The sequence below is a fragment of the Comamonas sp. FG99 genome, from assembly GCF_057808605.1.
This window is the reverse complement of the sequence record NZ_JBMDII010000024.1, coordinates 57,135-82,637: the sequence shown is the minus strand read 5'-3', so window position 1 is coordinate 82,637 and position 25,503 is coordinate 57,135. Positions and strand designations below refer to the sequence as shown.

The following is a 25,503-nucleotide window of genomic DNA, read 5'->3' as shown; positions in this document are numbered from 1 at the left end:
GCCTGCTCATGCCAGGGTATAGGCCGTCTTCACCGTGGTGAAGAACTCCTGCGCATAGCGCCCTTGCTCGCGCGGCCCGTAGCTGGAGCCCTTGCGGCCGCCAAACGGCACGTGGTAGTCCACGCCAGCCGTGGGCAGGTTCACCATCACCATGCCGGCCTGGGCATGGCGCTTGAAGTGCGTGGCGTACTTGAGGCTGGTGGTCGCAATGCCGGCTGACAGGCCGAACTCGGTGTCGTTGGCCAGCTGCAGCGCCTCCTCGTAGTCCTTCGCGCGGATCACGCTGGCCACCGGACCGAAGATCTCCTCGCGGTTGATGCGCATCGCCGGCGTGGTGTCGGCAAACAGCGCCGGCGCCATGAAATAGCCCTCATGGCCGCTGCCCGTATGGCAGGCCACGCGGGCGCCGCCGCTGACCAGCCGGGCGCCCTCGGCCTGGCCGATCTGCACATAGGAGAGATCCTGCTCCAGCTGCGCCTGGCTCACCACCGGCCCCATGTCGGTGCCCACGGCCAGCGCGGCCCCGACCTTGATCGCCTCGATGCGCGCCGCCAGCGCCGCGACGAAGGCCGGATAGATCCGCTCGGTGACGATCAGCCGGCTCGACGCGGTACAGCGCTGGCCGGTGGAGTAGAAGCAGCTTTGTGCCGACAGCTCCACTGCCTGCGCCAGGTCGGCGTCGTCCAGCACCAGCTGCGGGTTCTTGCCGCCCATCTCCAGCTGCACCTTCTTGCCCGACTCCACGCAGGCCGCGGCGATGCCCCGGCCCACGGCCACCGAGCCGGTGAAGCTGATCGCCGCCACGCCGGGGTGGCGCACCAGCGCATCGCCGATCACCCGGCCCCGGCCCATGACCAGGTTGAACACGCCGGCCGGAATGCCGCTGCGGTGGATGATCTCGGCCAGCGCCCAGGCGCAGCCCGGCACCAGGTCGGCGGGCTTCAGGACCACGCAATTGCCAAAGGCCAGCGCGGGCGCGATCTTCCAGGCCGGGATGGCGATGGGAAAGTTCCACGGCGTGATCAGGCCCACCACGCCGACGGGCTCGCGGGTGATCTCCACGCCAATGCCCGGGCGCACCGAAGGCAGCACCTCGCCCGCCAGGCGCAGGCATTCGCCGGCGAAGAACTTGAAGATCTGGCCGGCGCGCGCCACCTCGCCGATGGCCTCGGCGCGCACCTTGCCTTCCTCGCGTGCCAGCAGCTCGCCCAGCTCCTCCTTGCGTGCCAGGATCTCGGAGCCAATCTTGTCCAGCGCATCGCTGCGCGCCTGAATGCCCGAGGTGCTCCAGCCAGCAAACGCGGCAGTGGCCGCGGCGACCGCGGCATCCACATCGGCGGCATCGCCCTGGGCGTAGTCGCCGAGCACGTCGGCCAGATTGCTGGGGTTGGTGTTGGGGGCGTAGGACTGGCCGGGCGTCCAGGCGCCGTTGATGAGGTTGTGGTGTTTCGAGGTCATGGCGGTAGCGCAGAAAAAAGTCAGGGTTTGCGGGCTTGGTCGATGGCGGCGAAGAACTCGCGCGCGGTTTCTTCGCCGGCGCCCGCGGTGTACTTGGCGATCACTGGCTGCAGTTTCTCGCGCATGCGCGCGCGCTCTTGCGGCGAGACATCGTTGATCTGCATGCCCAGCCGCGTCAGCTCCGTGCGCAGCCTGGCGTTGAGGTCGCGGCTGGTCTGGCGCTCGTAGGTGGTGGCTTCGGCGGCGGCATCCTGGATGGCCTTCCGGTCGGCCGCGGACAGCCTGTCCCAGAATTTCTTCGACGCGATCAGCGCCAGCGCATCGTAGGCATGGCCCGTGGTCGAGAGGTATTTCTGCACGTCGTAGAACTTCTGCGCATGGACCACGGTGTAGGGGTTCTCCTGGGCATCGACGGCGCGCGACTCCAGCGCTGTGAATAGCTCGGTCACCGACATGGGCACCGGATTGGCGCCCAGGCCGCCGAACATGTCGATGTAGAGGTTGTTCTGCATGGTGCGGATCTTCAGGCCCGCGATGTCGTCGGCATGCACGATGGGGCGCTTGCTGTTGGTCACGTTGCGAAAGCCGTTCTCCCAGAAAGCCAGGCCCACCAGGCCGCGCTCGGGCAGCTTGGCCAGCAGCTTCTTGCCGAAGGGACCGTCGAGCACCGCATCGGCCTCCTTCTCGTTGGCGAACGAGAACGGCAGGCCCAGCACGCCGAATTCCTTCACCAGGCCGGCCAGCGTGGCGGTGGACGGGGCGGTGAACTCCTGCGTGCCGCCCTGCAGCGCGGCCTGCATCTGCAGGTCGCTGCCGAGCTGGCCGGCGGAATACACCGACACCTTGATACGCCCCGCCGTCTTGGCTGCGACCAGCTCGGCGAACTTGCGCGCGCCCAGGGTCTGCGGGTGGCTGTCGGGCAGGCTGGTGCCAAAGCGGGCCTTGATCTCCTGCGCGCCCGCCAGGGCGCTGGCAGCCAGGGTTGCGGCCAGCAGGGCCAGTTTCCAGGTCTTTTTCATGGTTGTCTCCTTCATTGCAAGCGATATAGAGAAATGGCGTTGTCGCAGAACAGCGCCAGGCGCTGGGCTGCGGGCAGGCTGGCGGTGATCTGCTTGAAGCCTGCGAAGATGTCCGGGAGGCTGGCCACCAGCGCATCGACCGGGTGGTTGCTGGCGAACATGCAGCGCTGCCAGCCGAAGGCCTGGATCGCATCGTTCACCACCGGCGCCTGCAGCGCGGGCGTCCAGCGCTGGCCGGCCACGCCCAGGCCCGAGATCTTGAGGAAGACGTTGGGCTCGCGCGCCAGCGCCGCCAGCGCGCCGCGCCAGGCGGCCAGCGAGGCGGCGTCGCGCTCGGCGGGCAGGCCGGTGTGGTTGACGATGATGCGGGTGCGCGGAAAGTCGCGCGCCAGCTCGGCGGCCTCGCCGAAATGCCACCAGGGCGCCTGCAGCTCGAACATCAGGCCCGCCGACTCCAGCCGGGCATAGCCGCTGCGCCAGCGCGGGCAGCGCATCGATCCGGGCGCCGCATAGCCGGCATGGTGTTCGGCGCGCGGCAGGCTGCGCGGCTTGTGGCGCACACTGCGCACCAGCGGCAGGCGGGCGTAGGCGGCCAGCTGTTCATCCAGCACCTCGCGGTCGAGCCAGGCCTGCGCCGCCAGCGCATGGGGCTTGCCGGTCTGGCGGGCCAACTGCGCCACCCACAGCGCCTCGCCGGTGGGGTCGCGCGGGTCCCATTCGCCTTCCATCAGCACATGGCGCAGCACGCGGTGCGCACCTTGGCTGCGGCGGTAGTCCGCGGGCAGGAAGTCGCGGCAGATGGCGCTGTAGTCGCCATAGCGAAACGGAATCAGCGGCCGCTGCTGCAGCCACGGATGCGGATTGCGCTCCACATCCCAGAAGTGGTGGTGCGCATCGACGATGGGCAGCAGGCGCTCGTCCTGCGTGGCCAGGAATTCGCTGCGCGCGGCCTGAAGCTCGCCGTTCATGGCGCGATGCGGTAAAAGCGCAGCGCATTGCCGCCCATCACGGCGCGCTGCTGTTCGGGCCCAAGGTGGGCGGTCATGCGCAGCATGGCGGCCACCAGTTCGCGGTAGCCTATGCGCAGCCCGGCCACGGGAAAGTTGCTGGCGAACATGCAGCGCTGCCAGCCGAAGATGGCCAGGGTGTCGCGCACGATGGCCGCGTTGCCGGCCTCGCCCCAGGGCTGGCCGCGCAGGCCGAACTCGGAGAGCTTGACATGCACGTTGGGCTCGCGCGCCAGCCGCTCCATGCCCTGGCGCCATTGCCGCAGGCCCTGCGCACTGCGGTCCCAGGCGAAGCCGTGGTGGTTGAGCACGATGGCCAGCCGCGGGAACATCGCCGCCACCTCGGCCGCCTCGGCCAGGTGCCAGCTGGGCACGCGCAGGTCCCAGCTCAGGCCCAGCTCGGGCAGCAGCGCCAGGCCCTTGAGCCAGCGCTCGTCCTGCATGGTGCCGGGCTGGCCGTGTACGGACTCGTCAGGCGCCGCCGAGGTGACGGGCTTGCTGCGGATGCCGCGCAGCAGCGGGTAGCGCAGGTGCTGGCGCAGGCGCTCCTCGGTCTCGGACCGGTCCAGCCAGGCATGGGCCACCACGGCGTTGGGAAAGCCATGCCGCGCATGCTGCTCGTGCAGCCACGCGGTCTCGGCCACCTGTTCGCCGCGGTCGCGCTCGGCCTCCACATGCACGGTGGCAACCAGGTTGCAGCCTGCGCTGGCTGCCTGGTAGTGCGCGGGCAGGAAGTCCTGGCACAGCGCGCGGTAGTCGCCGAGAAAGAAGCTGGCGGCGTCGTACTCCTGCTGCAGCCAAGGGTAGCGGCCTTGCGACAGGTCCCACAAGTGGTGGTGGGCATCAACGATCGGAAGCATCACTTCGTCTGCTGGATGGCGTCAATCAACTGGGGGCCGTACTTCTCGACGAACATCTGCTTGATCGGCTCGGCCACCACCTTGCGAAAGGGCTCGGTGTTGATGTTGTCCTCGACCTGCATGCCCTGCGAGCGCAGGAATGCAATATCGGCGGCCTCGTTTTTCTTGATCAGCTCGCGCTGGTAGGTGCCCGCGGCCCGGGCGGCCTCGATCAGGGCCTGCTGCTGCTCGGGCTTGAGGCTGTCGAACTTCTTCTTGTTCATCGCCACCGGCATGGCGGTGTAGGCATGGCGCGTGAGCGACATGTATTTCTGCACTTCGTAGAACTTGTTGTTGCGCACGATGTTGACCGGGTTCTCCTGCCCATCCACGGCCTTGCTCTCCAGGGCGCCGAACACCTCGGCCAGTGGCATGGGCGTGGGGGCGGCGCCCATGAGCTGGAAGGCCTTGATGTGCGCCGGATTGGGCGTGGTGCGGATCTTCAGGCCCTTGACATCGTCGGGTGTGCGCACGGGATGCCGGGAGTTGGTCAGGCTGCGAAAGCCCACTTCCCAGTAGGCCAGGCCTTTCATGCCGTGGCTCTCCAGCTCGTCGAGCAGGCTACGGCCGATGGGGCCGTCGAGCACCTTGTAGGCATGCTCGGTGCTGGCGAACATGTAGGGCAGGTCGAGCACGTTCATGCGGCCCACCATGCCGGTGTAGTAGGGCGTGCCCGAGGTGGTCAGGTCGATGGTGCCGCCGCGCACGCTGGCGATGACGGTGTTGTCGTTGCCCAGCGTGCTGGAGCCATAGACCTGTACTTCGACCGCGCCGTTGGTGCGGGACTTGACCTGCCTGGCGAACTCCAGCGCCGCCAGGTGCTGGGTCTCGGCCTCTGCGCCGGCATGCGCCAGGCGCAGCCTGGTCTGTGCCAGCGCGGGCTGGGCGAGCAGCAGGGCCGCAGCGGCAGGCAGGGCAGCCGCCAACGCCTGGATGAATCGGGCTCTTTTCATAAGGTGTCTCCTTGAAGTTATCTCGGCCGATGCAGTGTTCAGCGGAACCAGCTGGCCGGCACGGTGATGAGCTGCGGGAACAGCACGAACAGGAACATCAACAGGGTCTGCGCCAGCAGGAAGGGCCATACGCCCTTGATCACGTCGTCCAGCTTGGTCTTGGCCACGCCGGCCACTACGTTCAGCACCGTGCCCACGGGCGGCGTCAGCAGGCCGATGGCGTTGTTCATGATGAACATCACGCCGAAGTAGTACGGGTCTATGCCCGCCTGCTTGACCACCGGCATCAGGATGGGCGTGAGGATCAGCACGGTGGGCATCAGGTCGAGCGCGGTGCCCACCACGATCACCAGCAGCATGATCACGAACATCAGCAGGATCTTGTTGCCCATGAAGGGCTCCAGCAGCGCGGTGGTCTGCGCCGGAATATCGGCGATGGTGATGAGCCAGGCCGACACCAGGGCCGCGGCCACCAGGAACATCACCGTGCTGGAGGTCTTGGCCGCCACCAGCATGAGGCGCGGGATTTCGCGCAGCCTGAGTTCGCGGTACACGAAGAGCCCCACCACCAGCGCATAGACCACGGCCACCACTGCGGCCTCGGTGGGCGTGAACACGCCGAACTTCATGCCGCCGATGATCACGCCCGGCAGCACCAGCGCCCAGACGCCGTCGATGAGTGCGCGGCCAAGCACGCGGGCATCGAACTTGCGCCCGGAGGTGATGTTCGCCTCTTTCCTGGCGCACAGCCACCAGGTGACGGCCAGCGTCAGCGCCATCATGATGCCGGGGAAGATGCCGGCCATGAACAGCTTGGTGATGGACAGCTGGGACGCCACGCCGAACACCACGATGGGAATGGACGGCGGCACCACGGGTGCGATGATGCCGCCCGAGGCGATCAGGCCGGCCGCGCGCGGCACGTTGTAGCCGGAGTTGCGCATCATCGGTATCAGCAGCGCCGCCACCGCCGCCGTGTCGGCCACGGCGGAGCCGGAGATGCTGGCCACGATCAGGCAGGCCAGGATGGCCACGTAGCCCAGGCCGCCGCGCACGTGGCCCACCAGGGCCTCGGCCACGGTGACGATGCGCCGCGACAGGCCGCCGGCGTTCATCAGCTCGCCCGCGAGCATGAAGAAGGGCACCGCCATCAGCGGGTAGTTGTTCACGCCTTCGAGCAGGTTCTGCGCGAGGATCTGCGTGTCGAAGGTGCCCAGCTGGATCATCAGCGCCACACCGCAGGCCAGCAGCGAGAAGGCGATGGGCACGCCCAGCGCCATGGCGCCAAGCAGCGCGAAGAGGAAGACGGCAATGGTCATGTTCTATTCCTCCTCATTCGCCCGCGCTGACGTTTTGCGGCACCAGCTCGTCGGCCGGCATGCGGCCGGTGAGCTGGCGCCACAGCGAGTGCAGCAGCATCAGGGACATGCCGACGCTGCTGATGAGCAGGCTGAGGAACACGATGCCCAGCGGCACACCGGTGACGGGCGCGGCATTGTCCATGCCTATCACCACCTGCTCCCAGGTGCCGTGCGCCAGCAGCACGCAGCACACCAGCGTGATCGAGTCGGCCAGGAAGCGGCAGATGCGCCGGCCTCTCTCGCCCAGGCGGTCGATGAGGCTGGACATGCCCAGGTGGGCGTTGTCTTTCATCACCACCAGCGCGCCGATCAGCGTGAGCCACATGAAGATGAAGCGCGAGACCTCTTCCGAGAACACGATGCCGGAGTTGAAGAAATAGCGCAGCATCACATTGCCGAACACCAGCACCACCATGACGGCGAGCATGACGATCAGCAGGTATTCGGCGGCCCGGGTGGCCAGTTTCGTGGCGATTCTTGCCATGGCGTTGTCTCCTCTTTGTTAGTTGTTGAATTAAAAAGTGAGCATCTTGCGCTTTGTATATATTGCTTTCAATAGGAAATTCATTTGAAAGTACCTATGAATAGGCGCGTGTAGCTCACTTTTTTTATGCCATCAGCGTGCCCAGCGCAGCACCAGCGGATCGAGCCGGCGGGCGATGTCGAGCAGTTCGCGGCGCGTTTCGGGGTGCATGGGCGGCCAGGGGGCGCGCGGCGCGTCGCAGGCGATCACGCCGCCCGCCTTCATCAGCGCCTTGGCGGCGAGGAAGCCAGCCTGGCGGTTCTCGTGGTTGATCAGCGGCAGCCAGCGCTGGTATTCGGCAAAGGCACGGTCCTTGTCGCCCGCGCGGTGGGCCTCGATGATGGGGCGGATGCCGTCGGCGAAGCCGCCGCCGGTCATGGCTCCGGTCGCGCCGGCCTCCAGGTCGGCCAGCAAGGTGATGGCTTCCTCGCCATCCCACGGGCCCTCGATGGCTTCGCCGCCCAGCGCGATCAGCTCGCGCAGCTTGTTCGCGGCGCCGGCGGTCTCCATCTTGAAGTAGCTGACCTGCTCGATCTCGCGCGCCATCCTGGCCAGGAAGGCCGGCGGCAGCGGCGTGCCGGCAGCGGGTGCGTCCTGGATCATGATCGGGATGTCGATCGCATCGGACACGCCCTGGTAGAAGCCCTGGATGGCGGCTTCGCCGAAGCGAAAGCTCGCGCCGTGGTAGGGCGGCATCACCATCACCATGGCCGCGCCCATGTCCTGCGCGCGGCGGCTGCGCTCGGCGCAGACCTTGGTACTGGTGTGCGTGGTGGTCACGATCACCGGCACGCGGCCGGCCACATGTTTCAGCGCCGTGCGCGTGAGCGTTTCGCGCTCCTCGTCCGAGACCAGGAACTGCTCGGAGAAGTTGGCCAGGAGGCACAGGCCGTCGACGCCCGAGTCGATCATGAAGTCGATGCAGCGCTTCTGGCTGGCCAGATCCAGCGTGCCGTCTTCGTGGAAGGTGGTGGGCACCACCGGGAAGATGCCGCGGTAGCGTGGCTGTCGGCGTGGGTTGGAGAGTGCGGGCATGCCTGGCTCCTTACCCGGTGATCTGGAAGTGCTGGAGGTAGTCGCTCTTGAGCGTCAGGCCCAGGCCGGGCACGTCGTCGCTGAGCTGCAGGAAGCCGTTCTCGGCGATCGGCTCGCCGTCGAAGATGTACCAGAACAGCTCGTTGCCCACCTCCACGTCGAAGATCGGGAAGTACTCGGCCATGGGCGAGGCCAGCGTGCTCATGGTCAGGTGGTAGTTGTGCATCTGGCCGGCGTGCGGTATCACCGGCACGCTGTGGGCTTCGCACAGCGCGTTGATCTTGTGCGCGGCGGTGATGCCGCCGACGCGGTTGGTGTCGTACTGCACCACGCTCACGGCCTTCTTTTCCAGCAGCTGCTGGAAGCCGTAGAGGCTGAACTCGTGCTCGCCGCCCGAGATCGGGATGATGCCCAGGTTGTTCAGCTCGGCATAGCCGCCGATGTCGTCGGCGATCACCGGCTCTTCCAGCCAGCGCGGCTCGAACTTGGCGAGCTTGGGCAGCATGCGCTTGGCGTACTCCAGGTTCCAGCCCATGTAGCACTCCAGCATCAGGTCGTTGTCGTAGCCGATGACTTCGCGCACCGCCGCGACGGATCTGAGGTTCTCGCGCACGCCGTCCTGCAGGTGGGCCGGGCCGTAGCCGAAGCGCATCTTGAAGGCCTTGAAGCCCTGGTCGAGGAATTTCTGCGCCTCCTCCTGCATCGCCTTGAGGTCGGTGCGGTAGAGCTTGCTGTAGTAGCAGGGGATCTTTTCCTTGGTGCGCCCGCCCAGCAGCTTGAACACCGGCTTGTTCACGCTCTTGCCCAGGATGTCCCAGATGGCCAGGTCCACCGCCGAGATCGCGGCCATGGCCACGCCCTTGCGGCCCCAGGCGTGGGTGCTGCGGTACATGCGCTGCCACAGGTACTCATAGTCCCACGGGTCCTGGCCGATGACCAGCGGCGCCAGGTATTCGTCGATGATGGCCTTGGCGATGCGCGGCGCCAGCGCCACGTTGCCCAGGCCGACGATGCCGTCGTCGGTCTCGATCTCGACCACGGTCCACGAGTGGAAGCGGAAGGTGGCCATGGTCTCGGTGTTGGAATACACCAGGTCCATGGCGTTGGAGCAGAAGTTGCCCTGGGGCGGAACGGTCTTGCCCTTCCATTCATAGACGCGGGCGCGGACGGACTTGATCTTCATGGTGCGGTCTCCTGGGGAATCGAAAAGCGGTATTACTTGGCAGCGCGGATCCGGGCCAGCTCCTGCTGGGCCTGGGCCACCAGCTCGGGGCCGATCTCGGCGGTGTAGCGGTCGGTGACGGGCTTGAGGCGCTCGCGCATCTTCTGCACCTCGGCGGGCGCCAGCGGCGTGACGGTCATGCCCTCTTTCCTGAGCTTGTCGGTCAGCTCCGCCGTCATGCGGCGGCTGAGCTTGCGCTGCCAGTCGCGCGCCTCGGTGCAGCTGCTGCGCAGGGCTTCGCGCTCGGGCGCGCCGAGCTTGTCCCAGGTGCTCTTGGCCAGCAGCACCACATAGGGCGCATAGGCATGGTTGGTGAGCGTGACGTATTTCTGGACTTCGTAGAATTTGTTCGAATGGATGATGGCGATCGGGTTTTCCTCGGCGTCGATCGCATGGCTCTCCATGGCGGTGTACAGCTCGGTGAAGGGCATGGGAATCGCATTCGTGCCCAGGGCCTTGAAGGCGTCGATGTAGACCGGGTTCTGCATGACACGCAGCTTCAGTCCCGACAGGTCGGCCAGGGCCTTGACCTCGCGCTTGCTGTTGGTCACCTGGCGAAAGCCGTTTTCCCAGTAGCACAGGCCGACCATGCCCTTGGGGCTTGCCAGCGCCAGCAGTTGGGTGCCGACCGGGCCATCGAGCAGCGCATCGGCCTCCTGGTCGCTTTGCAGCAGGAAGGGCAGGTCGAACAGCAGGTATTCCTTGATCAGCGTGGCCACCGGCGCGCTGGAGGTGATGACCAGGTCCTGCACGCCGCCGCGCACGGCCGCGACCATCTGCGCCTCGGAGCCGAGCTGCGTGGCCGCGTAGACCTTCATGCCGAGCTTGCCGCCGGATTGCTTGCCGAGGATCTTTGCGAACTGCAGCGCGCCCTGGCCCAGCGGGTGCTCCTCGGCGATGCCGTGGCCCAGGCGCAGTGTCCTGGTCTGGGCCTGGGCGCCGGCCATCAGGCATGCGGATGCCAGAATTGCGATGGCGGTGGTGATGAATTTCATGGAATGCCTCTCTGTGCGTTATTGCCGGGCCATGCCCATGCGGCAGGCGATCAGGAAGGCCTGCCAGGTGGCCTCCACATTGGCCTTGCCCTGGCCGGCGATGTCGTAGGCCGTGCCATGGGCCGGCGTGGTGATGGGAATGGGCAGGCCGCCCTGCACGGTGACCCCGCGCGAGAAGCCCAGCAGCTTGATCGCGATCTGGCCCTGGTCGTGGTACATGGTCACGATGGCCTGGTACTCGCCGGCCTGCGCCTTGAGGAAGATGGTGTCGGCCGGGAATGGGCCGTGGAACGGGTCGGGCGTGGGCCATGCGCGCTGCCGCAGCGCATGCACGGCCGGCGCGATGATGTCGATCTCCTCGCGGCCGCAGGTGCCGCCATCGCCGTTGTGCGGGTTGAAGCCGGCAATCGCCACCTTGGGCTCGGCGATGCCGTTGGCCAGCAGCGAGCGGTAGATCAGCTCGGCCGCCTGCGCGATGCGCTCCTGGCTGAGGTAGCCGGCCACGTCCTTGAGCGGCACATGCGACGAGATGCGCGATGTCCACAGGCTGCCCAGCGTGTTGAATTCGCAGAAGTAGCCCGCCACGCCCAGGTACTCGGCAAAGTGGTGCAGCTCGTCCTCGTGGCGCAGGCCGCCGAGCTTCATGGCCTGTTTGTTCAGCGGGGCGAAGCAGATCGCGTCGATCTCGCCGGCCAGCGCGGCATCCATGCACTGGTCGAGCACCTGCAGCACCGAGCGGCCGCCGGCGGCCTGGGCCTGGCTGCGGCTCACCGATTCGGGCGCCACCGTGTCCACCGCCAGGAAGGCGGGGCGGGAGGTATCGGCGCGGCCGCGCACTGCGGCCAGGCTGGCAGTCGCATCGGACTGCACCTGCACGCCGGCGATGCGCTGGCCCTCCTGCCACAGCCAGGGGTCGCCCACGAGCACGATGTTGGCATGCTGCGCGGCCTCGGGCCTGGCCAGCAGGCGCGCGATGAGTTCGGGGCCGATGCCGGCGGGGTCGCCCAGGGTCAGGGCCACGACAGGTTTGGGGGATGCGGACATGCTCAATCGATCTTGATGTGGTTCTTGCGGATGATGTCGCCGTAGCGCTGGTACTCGGCGTTGTGGAAGGCGATGAAATCGGCCTGGCTCATGGCCGTGAGCTCGGCGCCCACGGCTTCGAGGCGCTTCCTGGTCTCGGGCATGGCGATCACCTGGTTCACCTCGTCGTGCACCTTCTGCTGCACCGCCTTGGGCGTGGAGGCCGGCATGTAGATGCCGTACCAGGCGCTGACCTGCACCGCGGGCAGGCCTGATTCGGCCATGGTCGGCACCTGCGGCAGCTGGGCGTTGCGATGCGCCGAGGTCACCGCCAGCGGGCGCAGCTTGCCGCTCTTGATCTGGCCGATCACCGAAGGCATGGTGTCGAAGCTCATCTGCACGTTGCCGCCCACCAGGTCGACCAGCGCGGGCGCGCTGCCCTTGTAGGGCACATGGGTGATGTCGATGCCGGCGGCATCCTTGAAGATCTCGGCGGCGATATGCTGCGTGCTGCCGGCGCCGCTGCTGGCGTAGTTGATCTTGCCGGGCTCCTTCCTGGCCAGCGCCACCAACTCGGGCACCGTCTTGGCTGCCAGGCCGTTGGTGACCACCAGCACATTCGGCACCGCGCCGACGAAGACCACCGGGGTCAGGTCCTTGTTGCTGTCGTAGGCGAGCTTGAGCAGGTGCGGCGCGATCGCATGCGCCGTGACCACGCCCATCACCATGGTGTGGCCGTCGGTGGACTTGACCGTCATGTCGGCCGCCAGCGTGTTCGATACGCCGGGGCGGTTTTCCACGATCACCGGCTGCTTGAGCAGCGGGCCCAGCCGATCGGCCACGGCGCGGGCCATCGCATCGGTGCCGCCGCCCGGGGCCGAGCCCACCAGCAGGCGCACCGGCTTGGTGGGCCAGTCGCCGCCCTGGGCCAGGGCGCTCCAGGGCAGCAGCGCTGCCAGCAGCGCGGCCAGCGGCATTGCGCGTCGTTTCATGGCTTGTCTCCTTTGTTCTATGCGTTGGGATGGTAGGGAGGCCATTGCTTGCCGTAAACTGAAAGATATTGATGATTTGATAACCTCAGGTAATCATTTTTTTGAAGCCTCCATGGGATCGATAGACCGCCAGGACAGCACACCGCAGCTGCTCAACCGCTTGCGCATGCGCCAGATCGCGCTGATGCTGGCCATCCACGAACAGCGCACCTTGCGTGGCGCGGCGGCCCAGCTGGGCATGTCGCAGCCGGCGGCCACCAAGATGCTGCACGAGCTGGAGGGGGCGCTGGGCCTGCGCCTGTTCGAGCGCGTAGGGCGCGGGCTGCAGCTCAACGGGGCCGGCGAACGCGTGCTGGACTACTGCCAGAGCCTGCGCGGCAGCATGGAGGCGCTGAACCGCGAGCTGGTCGAGCTGCGCCAGGGCAGCGCCGGCCGGCTGGCGGTGGGCAGCATCATGGCGGCGTCGCCGGGGCGGCTGACGAATGCGTTGCTGGGCATCAAGCGCCAGAGTCCGCTGCTGTCCATCGAGGTGGCGGTGGACACCAGCGACCGGCTGCTGGCGCAGCTGCGCGAGGGCGTGCTCGAAGTGGTGGTGGGGCGCATGGCCGACGAGCATGCGGGCGACTACCTGTTTCGGCCGATCGACGACGAGGAGCTGGCCGTGGTTGCGGGCCTGGCGCATCCGCTGGCGCGCAAGCGCGCGGTCACGCTCGACGCCCTGCTGGCCCATGCCTGGGTGCTGCAGCCGCCCGGCAGCCCCATGCGCACGCTGATCGACCAGGAATTCCGCGACCGGGGCCTGGCGCTGCCGCGCGGCCTGATCGAGACCGGCTCCATCCTGACCAGTATCAACCTGGTGCGCAGCTCGCAGATGGTGGCGGTGATCCCCGCCGCGGTGGCGCGCAGCCATGCCGAGCACGGCATGCTGCGCCTGCTGGCCTTCCGCTTTCAGCGCCGGCTGGAGGCCTACGGCAGCATCGTGCGCCGCGACCATGCGCTGAGCCGGCCGGCGCAGCAGTTCCTGGCGTTGCTGCACGAGGGCGCAATGCCGGATTAGCGCAAACCGAAAGCAGCGTGCATCAGGGCAGCCCCGCGGCCGCTCGTCACCGGCCGCCGCGGGTGCGCTCCACCGTCACCAGCCAGATGCCGCTGCACACCAGGGCCAGGGCGGCCGCATAGCGCCAGGCCCACAGGTCCTCGCCGAGAAAGACCGCCGACAGCACCGAGCCGAACACCGGCACGGTGAAGTTGTAGATCGCCACCTGGCTCACGCGGTTGTGCTTGAGCAGCAGGCTCCACAGCGTGAAGGCCGCCGACGACAGCAGGGCCAGGTACAGCAGGAGCAGCAGCGCCGGGGTGGTGGGCGCCTGCAGTGTGCCGCCGCCGGCCCAGCCCAGCGCCAGCAGGAACAGGCCGCCCAGGGCCAGCTGCCAGCCGGTCATGACCATGGCGTCGATGCGCTGCGACAGCTGCTTGCCATAGATGCTGGCGGCGGCCAGGATCAGCGCGGCCAGCACCACCGAGCCCTCGCCCAGCCAGGTGAAGCCGCCGCCCATGTCGGCGCCTGCTCCCAGCGTCACGGCCACCACGCCGGCGAAGCCAACCGCGCAGCCCAGCACCTTGCGCGGGCTGAGCCGGTCGTTGGCGTAAAGCCAGTGCGCGATGAGCACGCTGAAGAAAGTGGCCGTGGCATTCATGATCGAGCCCTTGACGCCCGTGGTGTAGGCCAGGCCCAGGTAGAAGAACACGTACTGCAGCGTGGTCTGGGCCAGGCCCAAGGCCGCCAGGCGCAGCGGCTGCCGGCGCAAGCCGGCCCGCACGGGCTTGCCCATGGCGGCGGCGGCAAGCAGCACCAGCACGCCGGCCAGCGCGAAGCGCCAGCCAGCGAACAGCAGCTTGCCGGGGAGGTCTTCGCGCAGGATGCCGAACAGCTCGTAGCCGCCCTTGATGGCCGGGTAGGAGCTGCCCCAGAGCAGGCAGCACAGCAACGCCACCAGCGGCACGGCGGCAGGCCGGCTCCAGCGCGACGGCGCGTGGAGCGGTGGGGTGCAAGAGGCGGTACCGGAGGTCATGCGAGGCGGATGGCTGCCTAGCGCACCATGCAGGGCCGCTTGTTGTCGAAGCTCCAGCCCGGGATCAGGTACTGCATGGCCATGGCGTCGTTGCGCGCACCCAGGCCGTGTTCCAGGTACAGGGCGTTGGCGCGCTGCAGCGCGGCGCGGTCCACGGTAACGCCCAGGCCCGGGGTCTTGGGCACCTCGACGAAGCCGCCCCGGATCGTGAGCGGGTTCTGCGTGAGGTACTGGCCGTCCTGCCAGATCCAGTGCGTGTCGATGGCCGTGACCTTGCCGGGCACGGCGGCGGCCACGTGGGTGAACATGGCCAGCGAGATGTCGAAGTGGTTGTTGGAGTGCGAGCCCCAGGTCAGGCCCCAGTCGCGGCAGGTCTGGCCCACGCGCACCGAGCCGGCCATGGTCCAGAAATGCGGGTCGGCCAGCGGAATGTCCACGGACTGCAGCGACAGCGCATGCACCATCTGGCGCCAGTCGGTGGCGATCATGTTGGTGGCCGTGGGCAGGCCGGTGGCGCGGCGGAATTCAGCCATGACCTCGCGGCCCGAGAAGCCGTTCTCGGCGCCGCAGGGGTCTTCGGCATAGGCCAGCACGCCGCGCATGTCGCGCATGAGGCGGATGGCGTCCTTGAGGAGCCAGCCGCCGTTGGGGTCCAGCGTGACGCGGGCTTCGGGAAAGCGTTGGGCGAGGGCGGTGACGGCCTCGACTTCCTGCTCGCCGGCCAGCACGCCGCCCTTGAGCTTGAAGTCGTTGAAGCCGTAGCGCGCGTGCGCGGCCTCGGCCTGGCGCACGATGGATTGCGGGTCCATGGCGGTCATGTGGCGCACCTGGGTCCAGTCGTCGCTGCCGCTTTGGTCTTCGCCGGGCTTCACGTACGGCAGGTCGGTCCGGTCGCTGGGGCCCACGAAGAACAGGTAGCCCAGCATCTCCACGCGCTCGCGCTGCTGGCCTTCGCCCAGCAGGGCCGCCACGGGCACGCCCAGGTGCTGGCCCAGCAGGTCCAGCAGGGCCGATTCCACGGCGGTGACGGCGTGCACGGCGATGCGCAGATCGAAGGTCTGCAGGCCACGCCCGCCCGTGTCGCGGCCGGCCAGGGCCTGCTGCAGGTTCTGCAGCAGCTTCAGGTGGTTGCCCACGGACTGGCCGATGAGCAGGGGCCTGCTGTCCTCCAGCGCCTGGCGTATGCCTTCGCCGCCCGGCACCTCGCCCACGCCGGTGTGGCCCGCGCTGTCGTGGATGAGCACGATATTGCGCGTGAAGTAGGGCGCATGCGCGCCGCTGAGGTTCATCAGCATGCCGTCGCGGCCGGCGACGGGAATGACTTCGATCTCGGTGATGGTCGGGGTGGTGGACATGGCGGGCTCGTTCAACGGATGCGGAGGAAAAGGGCGGTCACTGTGCGGCGGACCAGGGAACTTCGGCGGCGGGCCGGCCGGTGGCGATGAACTGCTGCAGGTTGTGCAGCACCAGATCGGCCATGGCGCGGCGGGTCTCGTGGGTGCCGCTGGCGATGTGCGGCGCCAGCACCACGTTGCCGAGCGCCAGCAGCGCGGGCAGGGGGCGGGGCTCGTCCTCGAAGACATCGAGGCCGGCGCCCGCGATGCGGCCGCTTTGCAGCGCAGCGGCCAGGGCGGCTTCGTCGACCACGCTGCCACGGGCCACGTTGACCAGAAAGCCCTGCGGACCCAGCGCGTCCAGCACCTCGGCGCCGACCAGGTGGCGCGTGCCTTCGCCGCCGGCGGCGGTGATGACCAGGAAGTCGGCCCAGCGCGCGAGTTCGATCAGCGAGGGCTGGTACAGGTGGGCCGAGCCCTCGACCGGGCGGCGGTTGTGGTAGGCCACCTGCATGTCGAAGCCGGCCGCGCGCCGCGCCACGGTGGAGCCTATGCGGCCCATGCCGAAGATGCCCAGGCGCTTGCCGCTGGCGCGCGTGCGGATGCCGAAGCGGCCGCGGCTCCAGTCGCCGCGGCGCACGAATCGGTCGGATTCGCTCAGGCCGCGCGCCGCATCCAGCAGCAGGGCGAAGGCCATGTCGGCCACGCAGTCGTCGAGCACGCCTGGCGTGTAGCCCACGCGGACGCCGCGGCGCAGCAGCGCATTCTTGTCGAGCGAGTCGAAGCCCACACCGAAGCTGCTGACGAACTTCAGCCTGGGCAGGGCATCGACCACCTGCGCGGGCAGCCCCATGGCGGCCGAGGTGACCAGGTATTCGAACTGCGCGCCATGCTCGGCGAGAAAGCGCTCGCGGTCGGGCTGCTCGGACAGCAGCGTCACTTCATAGGCCTGGGCCAGCTCGGCATCGAGCTGGAGCAGCGGCATCTTGCCGTACTGAAGAACGCGGGGGCGGGTTTGGGCCATGCGGGGGATTCCTTGGGTTTCAATCGATGCTGATCTTGCGGGCCTCGATCAAGGCCTTCCAGCGGGCGTTCTCGCGGGCCTGGAAGGCGGTGAATTCCGCCGGCGTGCTGCCGACGATCTCCAGCCCCTGCTCGGTGAAGCGCTTGGCCACGGCCGGGTCGCGGATCGCGTCGACCGCGGCCTGGCCCAGCCTGGCCTTCACGTCCGCCGGCAAGCCCTTGGGCGCGGCCATGCCCTGCCAGGAGTAGACCTCGGAGCCCTTGACGCCGGCTTCGGCCAGCGTGGGCACATCGGGCAGCACAGGCGAGCGCTTGTCGCCGGTGACGGCGATCGCATGCAGCTTGCCGGCGCGGATGTGTTGCAGCACCGCGTTGACGTTTTGGAACGAGAAATCCACCTGGCTGCCCAGCAGGTCGTTGATGGCGGGCGCGCCGCCCTTGTAGGGGATGTGTGCGCCCGAGGTGCCGGTCTGCTGCCAGAACAGCTCGGCCGACAGGTGGTCGGACGAGCCGTTGCCCGAGCTCGCGAAGCTGACCTTGCCCGGCTGGGCCTTGAGCGCGGCCACCACGTCGGCCACGGTGCGGGCCTTTTGCGCCACCGGCGACGCAGAGGCCACCAGCACATTCGGCGCCTGCACCGGCACCGAGATGTAGTCGAAGTCGCGGGCCGCATCGTAGGGCGGGTTCTTCATCAGGTGCGGGGTGATGACGTAGGGCCCGAGCGAGGCGACCATCAGCGTGTAGCCGTCGGGCGCCGCGCGCTTGACGGCGGTGGCGCCTATGGTGCCGGTGGCGCCCGGGCGGTTCTCGACCACGAAAGGCTGGCCGAGTTTTTCGCCCATCTTCTGCGCCATGGCGCGTGCGATGGTGTCGGTGGAGCCCCCGGGCGGGAAGGGCACGACGATGGTGACCGTCTTGTCCGGCCAGGCCGCGGCGGCGGACAGCGCGATGCCGGCGGCCAGGGCTGCGAGTATCTTCTTCATGGCTTGTCTCCTGGGGGGCGCTCAGCGCGATTCGCCGAGCGTGTCGATGAGCCGGGCCAGCGCCTCGTATTCTGCGGGCTTGAGATCCGACAGCGGCGCGCGCACCGGGCCGGCGTCGTGGCCCACGATCTTGGCGCCGGCCTTGACGATGCTCACCGCATAGCCCTGGCCCTGGTTGCGGATCTTCAGGTAGGGCAGGAAGAAGCTCTTGAGCAGCGCGTGCTGCGTGGCCATGTCGTCGTTCTTGACCGCCTCGTAGAAGCGCATCGCGGTCTGGGGGATGAAGTTGAACACCGCCGACGAGTACACCGGCGTGCCCAGCGCCTTGTAGGCCGCGGCATAGACCTCGGCCGTGGGCAGGCCGCCCAGGTAGGCGAGGCGCTCGCCCAGCGTCAGGAACATGGCGGACTGGGCCTCGATGTCGCCCACGCCGTCCTTGTAGCCGATCAGGTTGGGGTTGCGCTCGGCCAGGCGCGCCACGGTCTCGGGCGCGAAGCGGCTGATGCCGCGGTTGTAGATGATGACGCCGAAGTCCACGCTGCGGCACACCGCCTCGACGTGCGCGGCCAGGCCTTCCTGGCTGGCCTCGGTCAGGTAGTGCGGCAGCAGCAGGATGCCATGGGCGCCGGCCTTCTCGGCGGCCTGCGCGCATTCGATCGCAAAGCGCGTGGGCCCGCCCGCGCCGGCAATGATGGGCACCTTGCCCCGGCAGGTGTCAACCGCGGTCTGGATGATGGCCGGGTACTCGCTGGCGCCGAGCGAGAAGAACTCGCCGGTGCCGCCAGCGGCGAACAGGGCGCTGGCGCCATAGGGCGCCAGCCATTCCAGGCGCGCGGCATAGCCCCTGGCGTTGAAGTCGCCGTTGGCGTCGAAATCGGTCAGCGGAAAAGACAGCAGGCCGGAGCTCATCACGTCCTTGAGGTGCTGGGGTGACATGGTCATGGAATAGTCCTGGAAAGCACGGGTTGGAAAGCAAGAAGTTCAGTCCAGCCGGATCTGCGCGGCCTGCACCACCTGGTGCCAGCGCGCGCGTTCGGCGGCGAAGAAGCGGTCGGTGTCGGCGGGTGTCATCGTCACCACCTCGGCGCCCTGGCTGGCAAGGCGCGAGCGCACCTCGGGCGCGCGGATGGCTTCGATCAGCGCCCGGTTCACGCGCTGCACCACCGCGTCGGGCGTCCTGGCCGGCAGCACCACGCCCTGCCAGGTGCCGGAGGCGAAGTCCTTGGCGCCCTGCTCGGCCAGCGTGGGCACGTCCGCGATCAGCGGCATGCGCGTGGCCTTCGATATGCCCAGCAGCTTGAGCTTGCCGGCCTGCACCTGCGGGTAGGTGGCGAGCATGCCGTTCATCAGCACCTGGGTCTGGCCGGCCACGGTGTCTTGCACCGACTGCACGCCGCCCTTGTAGGGCACATAGACCCACTTGGCGCCGGTCAGGCGCGCCAGCTCCACGCCCGCCAGGTGCGGCGCGCTGCCGGTGGCGGTGACCGCGAAGTTCAGGTCCTTGCTCTTGGACAGCTCCACCAGCTCCTGCAGGTTGCTGGCGGGCACCGACGGATGCACCACCAGCATGTGCGGCGAATAGGCCAGCATGGCCGCACCGCGCAGATCTTTCGACGGATCGAAGGCCAGCTTGGTGTAGACCGAGGGCGAGATCGCCAGCGCGCCCAGGTCGCACAGCAGCCAGGTGTAGCCGTCGGGCTGGGCACGGGCGACCTGCTCGGCGCCGAGGTTGCCGTTGGCGCCGGGCTTGTTGTCAACGATGACCGGCTGCTTCAGCGCCTGCGAGATCTGCTGGCTGATCGAGCGGGCGATGATGTCCGAGCTGCCGCCCGGCGGGTAGGGCACGACGAGGCGGATGGGCTTGGCCGGCCAAGCGGCGTCGGCGGCCCTGGCCGCGCCGGGCAGCAGCGCCGCGCACACACCGCCCAGGGCTGTCAGGGCGGCCAGCGCCAGCGTGCTGCGGCGGCGGATGGCGGGATGGGGGGGCATGGATGTCTCCTGGTTTAGTTATACGTCATCATACAACTTATGCGGCAATAACCGCAAGCCTGGATGCGGGTGGGTGCGGCAGGGAAAACCCGCGGGTCTTTGGGGTCGGGGCTTGGCGCTCCCCTGGCAAGCGTCATCAGGGGGGCAGCAGGGAACGCTTAGGGGTTTTGCGTGCTGCGCCTTTGCGCCAGCCGCAGCCGTTCGCGCGAGTTGGTCAGGTGGATGCGCATGGCGGCGCGGGCCGAATCGGCGTCCTGGCGTTCGATGGCGTTGTAGATCTCTTCGTGCTCGCGGTTCACGCGGCGCAGGTAGTCGGGATCGCGTCCCGGCGCCTGGATGGAGGTGATGCGCGTGCGCGGGATCAGCATCGCGCCGAAGTGCGCGAGGATGTCGCCGAAATACGGATTGCCCGTGGCCCGCGCGATGCCCAGGTGAAAGGCCAGGTCGTGGGCGACGGTGTCGCCGCCGGCGGCCGCATTGTGCTCGAAGGCCTGCAGCGCCTGGCGCAGGGCCTGCAGGTGATCGCCGCTGCGGCGCTGCGCGGCCAGGCCCGCGGCCTCGGTCTCGAGGCTGATGCGCAACTCCAGCACGGCCAGCACATCGACCGATTCGCTGAGCTCCCGGGCGTTGAGGGTCAGGCCCGAGACCTCGCGCGCGGGCAGCACGAAGGTGCCTATGCCGTGGCGCGTCTCCACCAGGCCGGCGGCCTGTAGCTTGGAGATCGCCTCGCGCACCACGGTGCGGCTCACGTCATAGCTGCGCACCAGCTCCGACTCGGTGGGCAGCTTGTCGCCCTCGTGCAGCAGGCCCTGGCGGATCTTATGCTCGAACTCCTCGGACAACAGGTTCGCCAGGCTGCGGCCATTGCGGCCGGCCTTGCCGCGCAGCTGGCGCTCGGCTGCGGCGGGTGCGGGCAGTGGTTCGGGTAATTCCGGGGATGTGGAGCGCATGGACCTCATCATAATCCGTCTTCAGTTATCAGACAACGTATCACAAACCATGAGTTCAAGCCTGAAAATGCACCGGCTGCTGCTCACCGGCGCCGCCGGTGGCCTGGGGCAGGTGCTGCGCGAGCGCCTGCGGCCGTATGCCGACATCCTGCGCCTGTCCGACATCGCGGCGCTGGCGCCGGCACCGGCTGCAGCGCAAGAGGTCGTGCCCTGCGATCTGGCCGACAAGCAGGCGGTCGATGCGCTGGTGGCGGGCTGCGACGCCATCGTGCACCTGGGCGGCGTCTCGGTGGAGCGCCCGTTCGAAGAGGTGCTGGAGGCCAACATCAAGGGCGTGTTCCATATCTACGAGGGTGCGCGCCGCCATGGCGTGCGGCGCGTGGTCTTCGCCAGCTCCAACCACGTCATCGGCTTCTACCGCCAGGGCGAGCGCATCGACGCCAACGCCCGCCGCCGCCCCGACGGCTACTACGGCCTGTCCAAGTCGTTCGGCGAGGATGTCGCGAGCTTTTATTTCGACCGCTACGGCATCGAGACGGTGAGCATCCGCATCGGCTCGTCCTTTCCCGCGCCGCGCGACCGGCGCATGATGAGCACCTGGCTCAGCTACGACGACCTGACCCGGCTCATCGAGAAATCGCTGTTCACCCCGCACGTGGGCCACACCGTGGTCTACGGCGCTTCGGCCAACCGCGACGGCTGGTGGGACAACCATGGCGCCGCGCACCTGGGCTTCGTGCCGCAGGACAGCTCCGAGCCCTTCCGCGCCCAGGTCGAGGCCCAGCCCGCGCCCGCCGCCGACGACCCGGTGGCCGTCTACCAGGGCGGAGCGTTCACGGCCCAAGGGCCTTTCGAGGGCACGTAAAGTGCATAACACGCTCTCATGATGCAGGCTGCCACCGAACTGGTCTGCGACGCGCGCTGCGCCACCGGCGAGAGCCCGGTCTGGCTGGCCGCCGAGCAATCGCTGTACTGGGCCGATATTCCGCGCGGCCTGCTGCACCGCTGGCGCGCGGCCGATGGCGGGCGCACGCAGTGGCAGCTGCCGCAGATGCTGGCCTGCATGGCACCCTGGGCCGGCCGGCCCGGCCAGTGGATCGCCGGGCTGCAGGACGGCCTGTACCGCATCACGCTGCCAGAAGACGGTGGTGGTGGCAATGCCGATGCCGCGCAACTGGCGCCGGCGCCGCACGCCCGGCCCGGCATGCGCTTCAACGACGGCCGCTGCGACCGCCAGGGGCGCATGCTGGCCGGCACCATGCTGCTCGACATGTCGGCGGCCCAGGCCGTGGGCCGGGTCTACCGCTGGAGCGGCGCCGAGACCGGCGGCCTGGCCGAGCTGGACCTCGGCCCGCTGATCGTGCCCAACGGCATGGCCTTCAGCCCCGACGGCCGCACCATGTACCTGTCGGACTCGCACCCGCAGGTGCAGGCCATCTGGGCCTTCGACTACGACGTGGCCAGCGGCACGCCGTACAACCGCCGGCTGTTCGTGGACATGCGGCCGCTGCCGGGCCGCCCGGACGGGGCGGCCGTCGACGCCGACGGCTGCTACTGGATCTGCGGCAACGACGCCGGCCTGGTGCACCGCTTCACGCCCGAGGGGCGGCTGGACCGCTCGCTGGCCGTGCCGGTGAAAAAGCCCGCGATGTGCGCCTTTGGCGGCCCGGGGCTCGATACCTTGTTCGTCACCTCGATACGGCCCGAGGGCGATCTGGCCGGCCAGCCGCTGGCCGGCGGCGTGTTCGCGCTGCGCCCCGGCGTGCAGGGGCTGGCCGAGCCGCAGTTCCAGAGTGCCTAGCAAAAGTTCTCGCAAACCACTGACAACAACCCAGGAGACAAGTCCATGAAGCTCATCCCAACCCTGCTGGCAGGCTTGGCCGCCAGCCTGATCGGCGCCGGCGCGCAGGCGGCGGAGTTCCGCTCCGCCGACATCCACCCCGACGACTATCCCACCGTGCTGGCCGTCAAGTTCATGGGCGAGAAGCTCAAGCAGCTGTCGGGCGGCAAGGACACGATCAAGGTCTTTCCCAACGGCGCGCTCGGCGGCGAGAAGGAGACCATCGAGCAGGCCAAGATCGGTGCGCTGCAGATGGTGCGCGTCAACGTGGGCGCGATGAACAACGTCTGCCCCGAGACCGTCGTGCCCACCATGCCCTTCCTGTTTCGCTCGGTCGAGCATATGCACAAGGTGCTCGACGGCCCGGTGGGCGAAGAGATCCTCAAGAGCTGCGAGAAGCAGGGCTTCGTGGGCCTGGCCTTCTACGATAGCGGCGCGCGCTCCATGTTCACCGCCAAGAAGCCGGTCATGGGCATTGCCGACATGAAGGGCCTGAAGGTGCGCGTGCAGCAGTCCGACCTGTGGGTGGCCATGCTCGAAGCCATGGGGGCCAATGCCACGCCCATGCCCATGGGCGAGGTCTATACGGGCCTGAAGACCGGCCTGATCGACGCCGCCGAGAACAACTACCCCACCTACGAAAGCGCGCGCGCCTTCGAGGTGGCCAAGTACTTCAGCCGCACCGAGCATTCGATGGCGCCGGAGATCCTGCTGTTCTCCAAGCGCAGCTGGGACCGCCTCTCGCCGCAGCAGCAGGGCTGGGTGCGCCAGGCCGCCAAGGAGTCCGTGCCCTACATGCGCGCCAAGTGGGTGGAGCGCGAGCAGCGGGCCCTGGCCACGGCAAAGGCGGGCGGCGCGCAGTTCATCGATATCGACAAGAAACCCTTCCAGGATGCGATGAAGCCGGTGTACGACAAGTTCATCACCGACGCCCACCTCAAGGACCTGATCAAGCGCACGCAGGAAACGAACTGATGGCCCGGCCGCCGTCCCCGCCTGCCTGACGGGCGCGGCGGCCCATCCGATCCAAAACCATGTACACCAAACTCTGCAAAACGCTGGCGCGCGCCTGCATGTGGCTGGGCATTGCCGGCTTGATGCTGGTGATCGCCGCGGTCAGCTGGCAGGTATTCGGCCGCTATGTGCTGAACAACACGCCCACCTGGGCCGAAAGCCTGGCGCTGCTGCTCGTGCTCTACATCACCATGCTGGGCGTCAGCGTGGGCGTGCGCGATTCGGGCCACATCGGGCTGGAGTCGCTGCTGGTGCTCGCGCCCGAGGGGCTGCGGCTCAAGCTGGAGTTCCTGATCCATGCGCTGGTGCTGCTGTTCGGCGCCGCCATGGCCTGGAGCTGCGCCTCGCTGGCCGAATCGGTCTGGAGCTACCGCCTGCCCACGCTGGGCATCTCGGAGGGCTGGCGCTATGTGCCCGCCTCGATCGCGGGCGTGCTCATCGTGCTGTTCTCTATCGAACACATCATCGCGCTCGCGCGTGGCCAAGAAGTCGAACCGGCCTGGGGATAAGTGATGACGATTGCATTGACCATTCTGTGCGTGTCGTTTGCGGCACTGCTGCTGCTGGGCGTGCCGGTGGCGTTTTCCATCGGCCTGTCGTCGCTGGCCACGCTGCTGTACGAGGGGCTGCCGCTGGAGGTGGGCTTCCAGCAGATGACCTCGGGCATGGGCGTGTTCTCGTTCCTGGCGATCCCGTTCTTCATCTTCGCGGGCGAGCTGATGCTCTACGGCGGCATCGCCGACCGCATCGTGGATTTCGCGCGCTCGCTGGTCGGCCATGTGCGCGGCGGCCTGGGCATGTCCAACGTGGTGGCCTGCACGCTGTTCGGCGGCGTCTCGGGCTCGCCGGTGGCCGATGTCTCGGCCATGGGCGCGGTGATGATCCCGATGATGAAGAAAGAGGGCTACCACGCCGACTACGCGGTCAACGTGACCACGCACGCGGCGCTGGTGGGCGCGCTGATGCCCACCAGCCACAACATCATCATCTACGCGCTGGCCGCGGGCGGCAAGGTCTCCATCGCCGCGCTGATCCTGGCCGCGCTGATGCCGGCGCTGGTGCTCACGGTCTCGAACCTGCTGGCCGCCTACTGGGTCGCGGTGCGGCGCGGCTACCCCGCCGGGCGCTTCCCCGGCTGGCAGATCGTGGGCCGCTCGTTCGCCGCGGCGCTGCCCGGGCTGTTCGTGGTGGTGCTGATCCTGGGCGGCATTCTCTCGGGCGTGTTCACCGCCACCGAGTCGGCCGCGGTGGCGGTGCTCTACGCGCTGGCGCTGACCATCTTCCTGTACCGCACGCTGACCCGCGAGAACTTCATCAAGGCCGCGTCCAAGGCGGTCAAGACCACCGGCGTGATCCTGCTGCTGATCGGCATCTCCAGCACCTTCGGCTACCTGATCAGCCTGTACGGCGTGGCCGAACTCACCGGCCAGATGCTGGCGCAGGTCACCAGCACGCCGTGGGTGATCTTCCTGCTGATCAACATCATCCTCTTCGTGCTGGGCACCTTCCTCGACATGGCCGCCACCATCTTGCTGTGCACGCCGATCTTCCTGCCGATCGCGCAGCACTACGGCATGAGCTCGGTGCAGTTCGGCATCGTGATGCTGATCAACTGCGCGCTGGGCCTGAACACGCCGCCGGTGGGCACGACGCAGTTCGTGGGCTGCGCGATCGGCGGCGTCTCGGTGGGCACGGTGATGCGCACCATCTGGCCGTTCTACGGCGCGCTGATCTTCGCGCTGGGCGTGGTCACCTTCGTGCCGGCGTTCTCGACCTGGCTGCCAGGCCTGTTCATGAAAGTCAATTGAGCC

25 protein-coding genes are annotated in these 25,503 nt (G+C 68.1%); 6 read left to right on the top strand and 19 right to left on the bottom strand.

Annotated elements, in window-relative coordinates; genetic code table 11:
* Positions 1 to 6: 6 nt before the first annotated feature.
* The 12 genes from ACODRX_RS16805 to ACODRX_RS16750 all read right to left on the bottom strand — a co-directional run bounded on the left by ACODRX_RS16805 (position 7) and on the right by ACODRX_RS16750 (position 12,487).
* Entirely contained in the window at positions 7 to 1,458 is a 1,452-nt protein-coding gene (locus tag ACODRX_RS16805; protein WP_488872674.1) for an aldehyde dehydrogenase family protein, read from the bottom strand.
* 20 nt (positions 1,459 to 1,478) lie between these two features.
* Positions 1,479 to 2,477, bottom strand: coding sequence for a TRAP transporter substrate-binding protein (locus ACODRX_RS16800; RefSeq protein WP_488872673.1), 999 nt, complete (start codon positions 2,475 to 2,477; stop codon positions 1,479 to 1,481).
* 11 nt (positions 2,478 to 2,488) lie between these two features.
* On the bottom strand, positions 2,489 to 3,445 hold the full coding sequence (locus tag ACODRX_RS16795; protein ID WP_488872672.1) for an amidohydrolase family protein: 957 nt from the start codon (positions 3,443 to 3,445) through the stop codon (positions 2,489 to 2,491).
* Entirely contained in the window at positions 3,442 to 4,344 is a 903-nt protein-coding gene (locus tag ACODRX_RS16790) for an amidohydrolase family protein (RefSeq protein WP_488872671.1), read from the bottom strand. The genes ACODRX_RS16795 and ACODRX_RS16790 overlap by 4 nt, the downstream gene beginning before the upstream one ends.
* Positions 4,344 to 5,336 carry a TRAP transporter substrate-binding protein gene (locus ACODRX_RS16785; RefSeq protein WP_488872670.1) on the bottom strand — a complete coding sequence of 331 codons (993 nt, stop codon included), beginning with the start codon at positions 5,334 to 5,336 and terminating at the stop codon, positions 4,344 to 4,346. Before ACODRX_RS16785 ends, ACODRX_RS16790 begins: the two co-directional genes overlap by 1 nt.
* Before the next feature lie 38 nt (positions 5,337 to 5,374).
* Entirely contained in the window at positions 5,375 to 6,655 is a 1,281-nt protein-coding gene (locus tag ACODRX_RS16780) for a TRAP transporter large permease subunit (protein WP_488872669.1), read from the bottom strand.
* 13 nt (positions 6,656 to 6,668) lie between these two features.
* Positions 6,669 to 7,181 (bottom strand): TRAP transporter small permease, encoded by a 513-nt coding sequence (locus tag ACODRX_RS16775; protein WP_488872668.1) that lies wholly within the window; start codon positions 7,179 to 7,181, stop codon positions 6,669 to 6,671.
* A gap of 132 nt (positions 7,182 to 7,313) precedes the next feature.
* Positions 7,314 to 8,255 (bottom strand): dihydrodipicolinate synthase family protein, encoded by a 942-nt coding sequence (locus tag ACODRX_RS16770; RefSeq protein WP_488872667.1) that lies wholly within the window; start codon positions 8,253 to 8,255, stop codon positions 7,314 to 7,316.
* A 10-nt stretch (positions 8,256 to 8,265) separates the two neighbouring features.
* Entirely contained in the window at positions 8,266 to 9,438 is a 1,173-nt protein-coding gene (locus ACODRX_RS16765; protein WP_488872666.1) for an L-rhamnonate dehydratase, read from the bottom strand.
* Positions 9,439 to 9,470: 32 nt separating this feature from the next.
* Positions 9,471 to 10,472 carry a TRAP transporter substrate-binding protein gene (locus ACODRX_RS16760; protein WP_488872665.1) on the bottom strand — a complete coding sequence of 334 codons (1,002 nt, stop codon included), beginning with the start codon at positions 10,470 to 10,472 and terminating at the stop codon, positions 9,471 to 9,473.
* An 18-nt stretch (positions 10,473 to 10,490) separates the two neighbouring features.
* Positions 10,491 to 11,516 (bottom strand): 4-hydroxythreonine-4-phosphate dehydrogenase PdxA, encoded by a 1,026-nt coding sequence (locus tag ACODRX_RS16755; protein ID WP_488872664.1) that lies wholly within the window; start codon positions 11,514 to 11,516, stop codon positions 10,491 to 10,493.
* Positions 11,517 to 11,518: 2 nt separating this feature from the next.
* Positions 11,519 to 12,487 (bottom strand): Bug family tripartite tricarboxylate transporter substrate binding protein, encoded by a 969-nt coding sequence (locus ACODRX_RS16750; RefSeq protein WP_488872663.1) that lies wholly within the window; start codon positions 12,485 to 12,487, stop codon positions 11,519 to 11,521.
* 112 nt (positions 12,488 to 12,599) lie between these two features.
* Between ACODRX_RS16750 and ACODRX_RS16745 the strand changes: the two genes are divergently transcribed.
* A complete protein-coding gene (locus ACODRX_RS16745; RefSeq protein WP_488872662.1) occupies positions 12,600 to 13,544 on the top strand; it encodes a LysR family transcriptional regulator in 945 nt (314 codons plus the stop codon).
* Between the two features lie 46 nt (positions 13,545 to 13,590).
* Here ACODRX_RS16745 and ACODRX_RS16740 read toward each other — a convergent pair whose 3' ends face one another.
* From ACODRX_RS16740 to ACODRX_RS16710, 7 genes are all read right to left on the bottom strand, one after another.
* Positions 13,591 to 14,559 carry a DMT family transporter gene (locus ACODRX_RS16740; protein ID WP_488872661.1) on the bottom strand — a complete coding sequence of 323 codons (969 nt, stop codon included), beginning with the start codon at positions 14,557 to 14,559 and terminating at the stop codon, positions 13,591 to 13,593.
* Positions 14,560 to 14,576: 17 nt separating this feature from the next.
* Positions 14,577 to 15,914, bottom strand: coding sequence for an enolase C-terminal domain-like protein (locus ACODRX_RS16735; RefSeq protein ID WP_488872660.1), 1,338 nt, complete (start codon positions 15,912 to 15,914; stop codon positions 14,577 to 14,579).
* A gap of 37 nt (positions 15,915 to 15,951) precedes the next feature.
* The gene (locus tag ACODRX_RS16730; RefSeq protein ID WP_488872659.1) at positions 15,952 to 16,917 is read right to left on the bottom strand and encodes a 2-hydroxyacid dehydrogenase; all 966 of its coding nucleotides are present in this window, start codon (positions 16,915 to 16,917) and stop codon (positions 15,952 to 15,954) included.
* Positions 16,918 to 16,936: 19 nt separating this feature from the next.
* The gene (locus ACODRX_RS16725; RefSeq protein ID WP_488872658.1) at positions 16,937 to 17,899 is read right to left on the bottom strand and encodes a Bug family tripartite tricarboxylate transporter substrate binding protein; all 963 of its coding nucleotides are present in this window, start codon (positions 17,897 to 17,899) and stop codon (positions 16,937 to 16,939) included.
* 21 nt (positions 17,900 to 17,920) lie between these two features.
* Positions 17,921 to 18,835 (bottom strand): 5-dehydro-4-deoxyglucarate dehydratase, encoded by a 915-nt coding sequence (gene kdgD / locus ACODRX_RS16720; RefSeq protein WP_488872686.1) that lies wholly within the window; start codon positions 18,833 to 18,835, stop codon positions 17,921 to 17,923.
* Between the two features lie 45 nt (positions 18,836 to 18,880).
* Positions 18,881 to 19,888 carry a Bug family tripartite tricarboxylate transporter substrate binding protein gene (locus tag ACODRX_RS16715; protein WP_488872657.1) on the bottom strand — a complete coding sequence of 336 codons (1,008 nt, stop codon included), beginning with the start codon at positions 19,886 to 19,888 and terminating at the stop codon, positions 18,881 to 18,883.
* Between the two features lie 158 nt (positions 19,889 to 20,046).
* Complete coding sequence (locus ACODRX_RS16710; RefSeq protein WP_488872656.1) at positions 20,047 to 20,838, bottom strand: FadR/GntR family transcriptional regulator; 792 nt, start codon at positions 20,836 to 20,838, stop codon at positions 20,047 to 20,049.
* Between the two features lie 49 nt (positions 20,839 to 20,887).
* Between ACODRX_RS16710 and ACODRX_RS16705 the strand changes: the two genes are divergently transcribed.
* Genes ACODRX_RS16705 through ACODRX_RS16685 form a run of 5 tightly spaced genes read left to right on the top strand, consistent with a single transcriptional unit; the run spans position 20,888 to position 25,500 of the window.
* Complete coding sequence (locus ACODRX_RS16705; protein ID WP_488872655.1) at positions 20,888 to 21,703, top strand: NAD-dependent epimerase/dehydratase family protein; 816 nt, start codon at positions 20,888 to 20,890, stop codon at positions 21,701 to 21,703.
* An 18-nt stretch (positions 21,704 to 21,721) separates the two neighbouring features.
* A complete protein-coding gene (locus ACODRX_RS16700) occupies positions 21,722 to 22,639 on the top strand; it encodes an SMP-30/gluconolactonase/LRE family protein (RefSeq protein WP_488872654.1) in 918 nt (305 codons plus the stop codon).
* Between the two features lie 45 nt (positions 22,640 to 22,684).
* Positions 22,685 to 23,653 carry a TRAP transporter substrate-binding protein gene (locus ACODRX_RS16695; protein ID WP_488872653.1) on the top strand — a complete coding sequence of 323 codons (969 nt, stop codon included), beginning with the start codon at positions 22,685 to 22,687 and terminating at the stop codon, positions 23,651 to 23,653.
* A 59-nt stretch (positions 23,654 to 23,712) separates the two neighbouring features.
* On the top strand, positions 23,713 to 24,201 hold the full coding sequence (locus ACODRX_RS16690) for a TRAP transporter small permease (RefSeq protein WP_488872652.1): 489 nt from the start codon (positions 23,713 to 23,715) through the stop codon (positions 24,199 to 24,201).
* Between the two features lie 3 nt (positions 24,202 to 24,204).
* Positions 24,205 to 25,500 (top strand): TRAP transporter large permease, encoded by a 1,296-nt coding sequence (locus ACODRX_RS16685; protein ID WP_488872651.1) that lies wholly within the window; start codon positions 24,205 to 24,207, stop codon positions 25,498 to 25,500.
* Positions 25,501 to 25,503: the final 3 nt, after the last annotated feature.

What these genes read in the sequence shown, in the direction of transcription:
- ACODRX_RS16805 (WP_488872674.1), bottom strand. Translation starts at nt 1,458, where the DNA reads ATGACCTCGAAACACCACAACCTCATCAACGGCGCCTGGACGCCCGGC.
- ACODRX_RS16800 (WP_488872673.1), bottom strand. Translation starts at nt 2,477, where the DNA reads ATGAAAAAGACCTGGAAACTGGCCCTGCTGGCCGCAACCCTGGCTGCC.
- ACODRX_RS16795 (WP_488872672.1), bottom strand. Translation starts at nt 3,445, where the DNA reads ATGAACGGCGAGCTTCAGGCCGCGCGCAGCGAATTCCTGGCCACGCAG.
- ACODRX_RS16790 (WP_488872671.1), bottom strand. Translation starts at nt 4,344, where the DNA reads ATGCTTCCGATCGTTGATGCCCACCACCACTTGTGGGACCTGTCGCAA.
- ACODRX_RS16785 (WP_488872670.1), bottom strand. Translation starts at nt 5,336, where the DNA reads ATGAAAAGAGCCCGATTCATCCAGGCGTTGGCGGCTGCCCTGCCTGCC.
- ACODRX_RS16780 (WP_488872669.1), bottom strand. Translation starts at nt 6,655, where the DNA reads ATGACCATTGCCGTCTTCCTCTTCGCGCTGCTTGGCGCCATGGCGCTG.
- ACODRX_RS16775 (WP_488872668.1), bottom strand. Translation starts at nt 7,181, where the DNA reads ATGGCAAGAATCGCCACGAAACTGGCCACCCGGGCCGCCGAATACCTG.
- ACODRX_RS16770 (WP_488872667.1), bottom strand. Translation starts at nt 8,255, where the DNA reads ATGCCCGCACTCTCCAACCCACGCCGACAGCCACGCTACCGCGGCATC.
- ACODRX_RS16765 (WP_488872666.1), bottom strand. Translation starts at nt 9,438, where the DNA reads ATGAAGATCAAGTCCGTCCGCGCCCGCGTCTATGAATGGAAGGGCAAG.
- ACODRX_RS16760 (WP_488872665.1), bottom strand. Translation starts at nt 10,472, where the DNA reads ATGAAATTCATCACCACCGCCATCGCAATTCTGGCATCCGCATGCCTG.
- ACODRX_RS16755 (WP_488872664.1), bottom strand. Translation starts at nt 11,516, where the DNA reads ATGTCCGCATCCCCCAAACCTGTCGTGGCCCTGACCCTGGGCGACCCC.
- ACODRX_RS16750 (WP_488872663.1), bottom strand. Translation starts at nt 12,487, where the DNA reads ATGAAACGACGCGCAATGCCGCTGGCCGCGCTGCTGGCAGCGCTGCTG.
- ACODRX_RS16745 (WP_488872662.1), top strand. Translation starts at nt 12,600, where the DNA reads ATGGGATCGATAGACCGCCAGGACAGCACACCGCAGCTGCTCAACCGC.
- ACODRX_RS16740 (WP_488872661.1), bottom strand. Translation starts at nt 14,559, where the DNA reads ATGACCTCCGGTACCGCCTCTTGCACCCCACCGCTCCACGCGCCGTCG.
- ACODRX_RS16735 (WP_488872660.1), bottom strand. Translation starts at nt 15,914, where the DNA reads ATGTCCACCACCCCGACCATCACCGAGATCGAAGTCATTCCCGTCGCC.
- ACODRX_RS16730 (WP_488872659.1), bottom strand. Translation starts at nt 16,917, where the DNA reads ATGGCCCAAACCCGCCCCCGCGTTCTTCAGTACGGCAAGATGCCGCTG.
- ACODRX_RS16725 (WP_488872658.1), bottom strand. Translation starts at nt 17,899, where the DNA reads ATGAAGAAGATACTCGCAGCCCTGGCCGCCGGCATCGCGCTGTCCGCC.
- kdgD (WP_488872686.1), bottom strand. Translation starts at nt 18,835, where the DNA reads ATGTCACCCCAGCACCTCAAGGACGTGATGAGCTCCGGCCTGCTGTCT.
- ACODRX_RS16715 (WP_488872657.1), bottom strand. Translation starts at nt 19,888, where the DNA reads ATGCCCCCCCATCCCGCCATCCGCCGCCGCAGCACGCTGGCGCTGGCC.
- ACODRX_RS16710 (WP_488872656.1), bottom strand. Translation starts at nt 20,838, where the DNA reads ATGCGCTCCACATCCCCGGAATTACCCGAACCACTGCCCGCACCCGCC.
- ACODRX_RS16705 (WP_488872655.1), top strand. Translation starts at nt 20,888, where the DNA reads ATGAGTTCAAGCCTGAAAATGCACCGGCTGCTGCTCACCGGCGCCGCC.
- ACODRX_RS16700 (WP_488872654.1), top strand. Translation starts at nt 21,722, where the DNA reads ATGATGCAGGCTGCCACCGAACTGGTCTGCGACGCGCGCTGCGCCACC.
- ACODRX_RS16695 (WP_488872653.1), top strand. Translation starts at nt 22,685, where the DNA reads ATGAAGCTCATCCCAACCCTGCTGGCAGGCTTGGCCGCCAGCCTGATC.
- ACODRX_RS16690 (WP_488872652.1), top strand. Translation starts at nt 23,713, where the DNA reads ATGTACACCAAACTCTGCAAAACGCTGGCGCGCGCCTGCATGTGGCTG.
- ACODRX_RS16685 (WP_488872651.1), top strand. Translation starts at nt 24,205, where the DNA reads ATGACGATTGCATTGACCATTCTGTGCGTGTCGTTTGCGGCACTGCTG.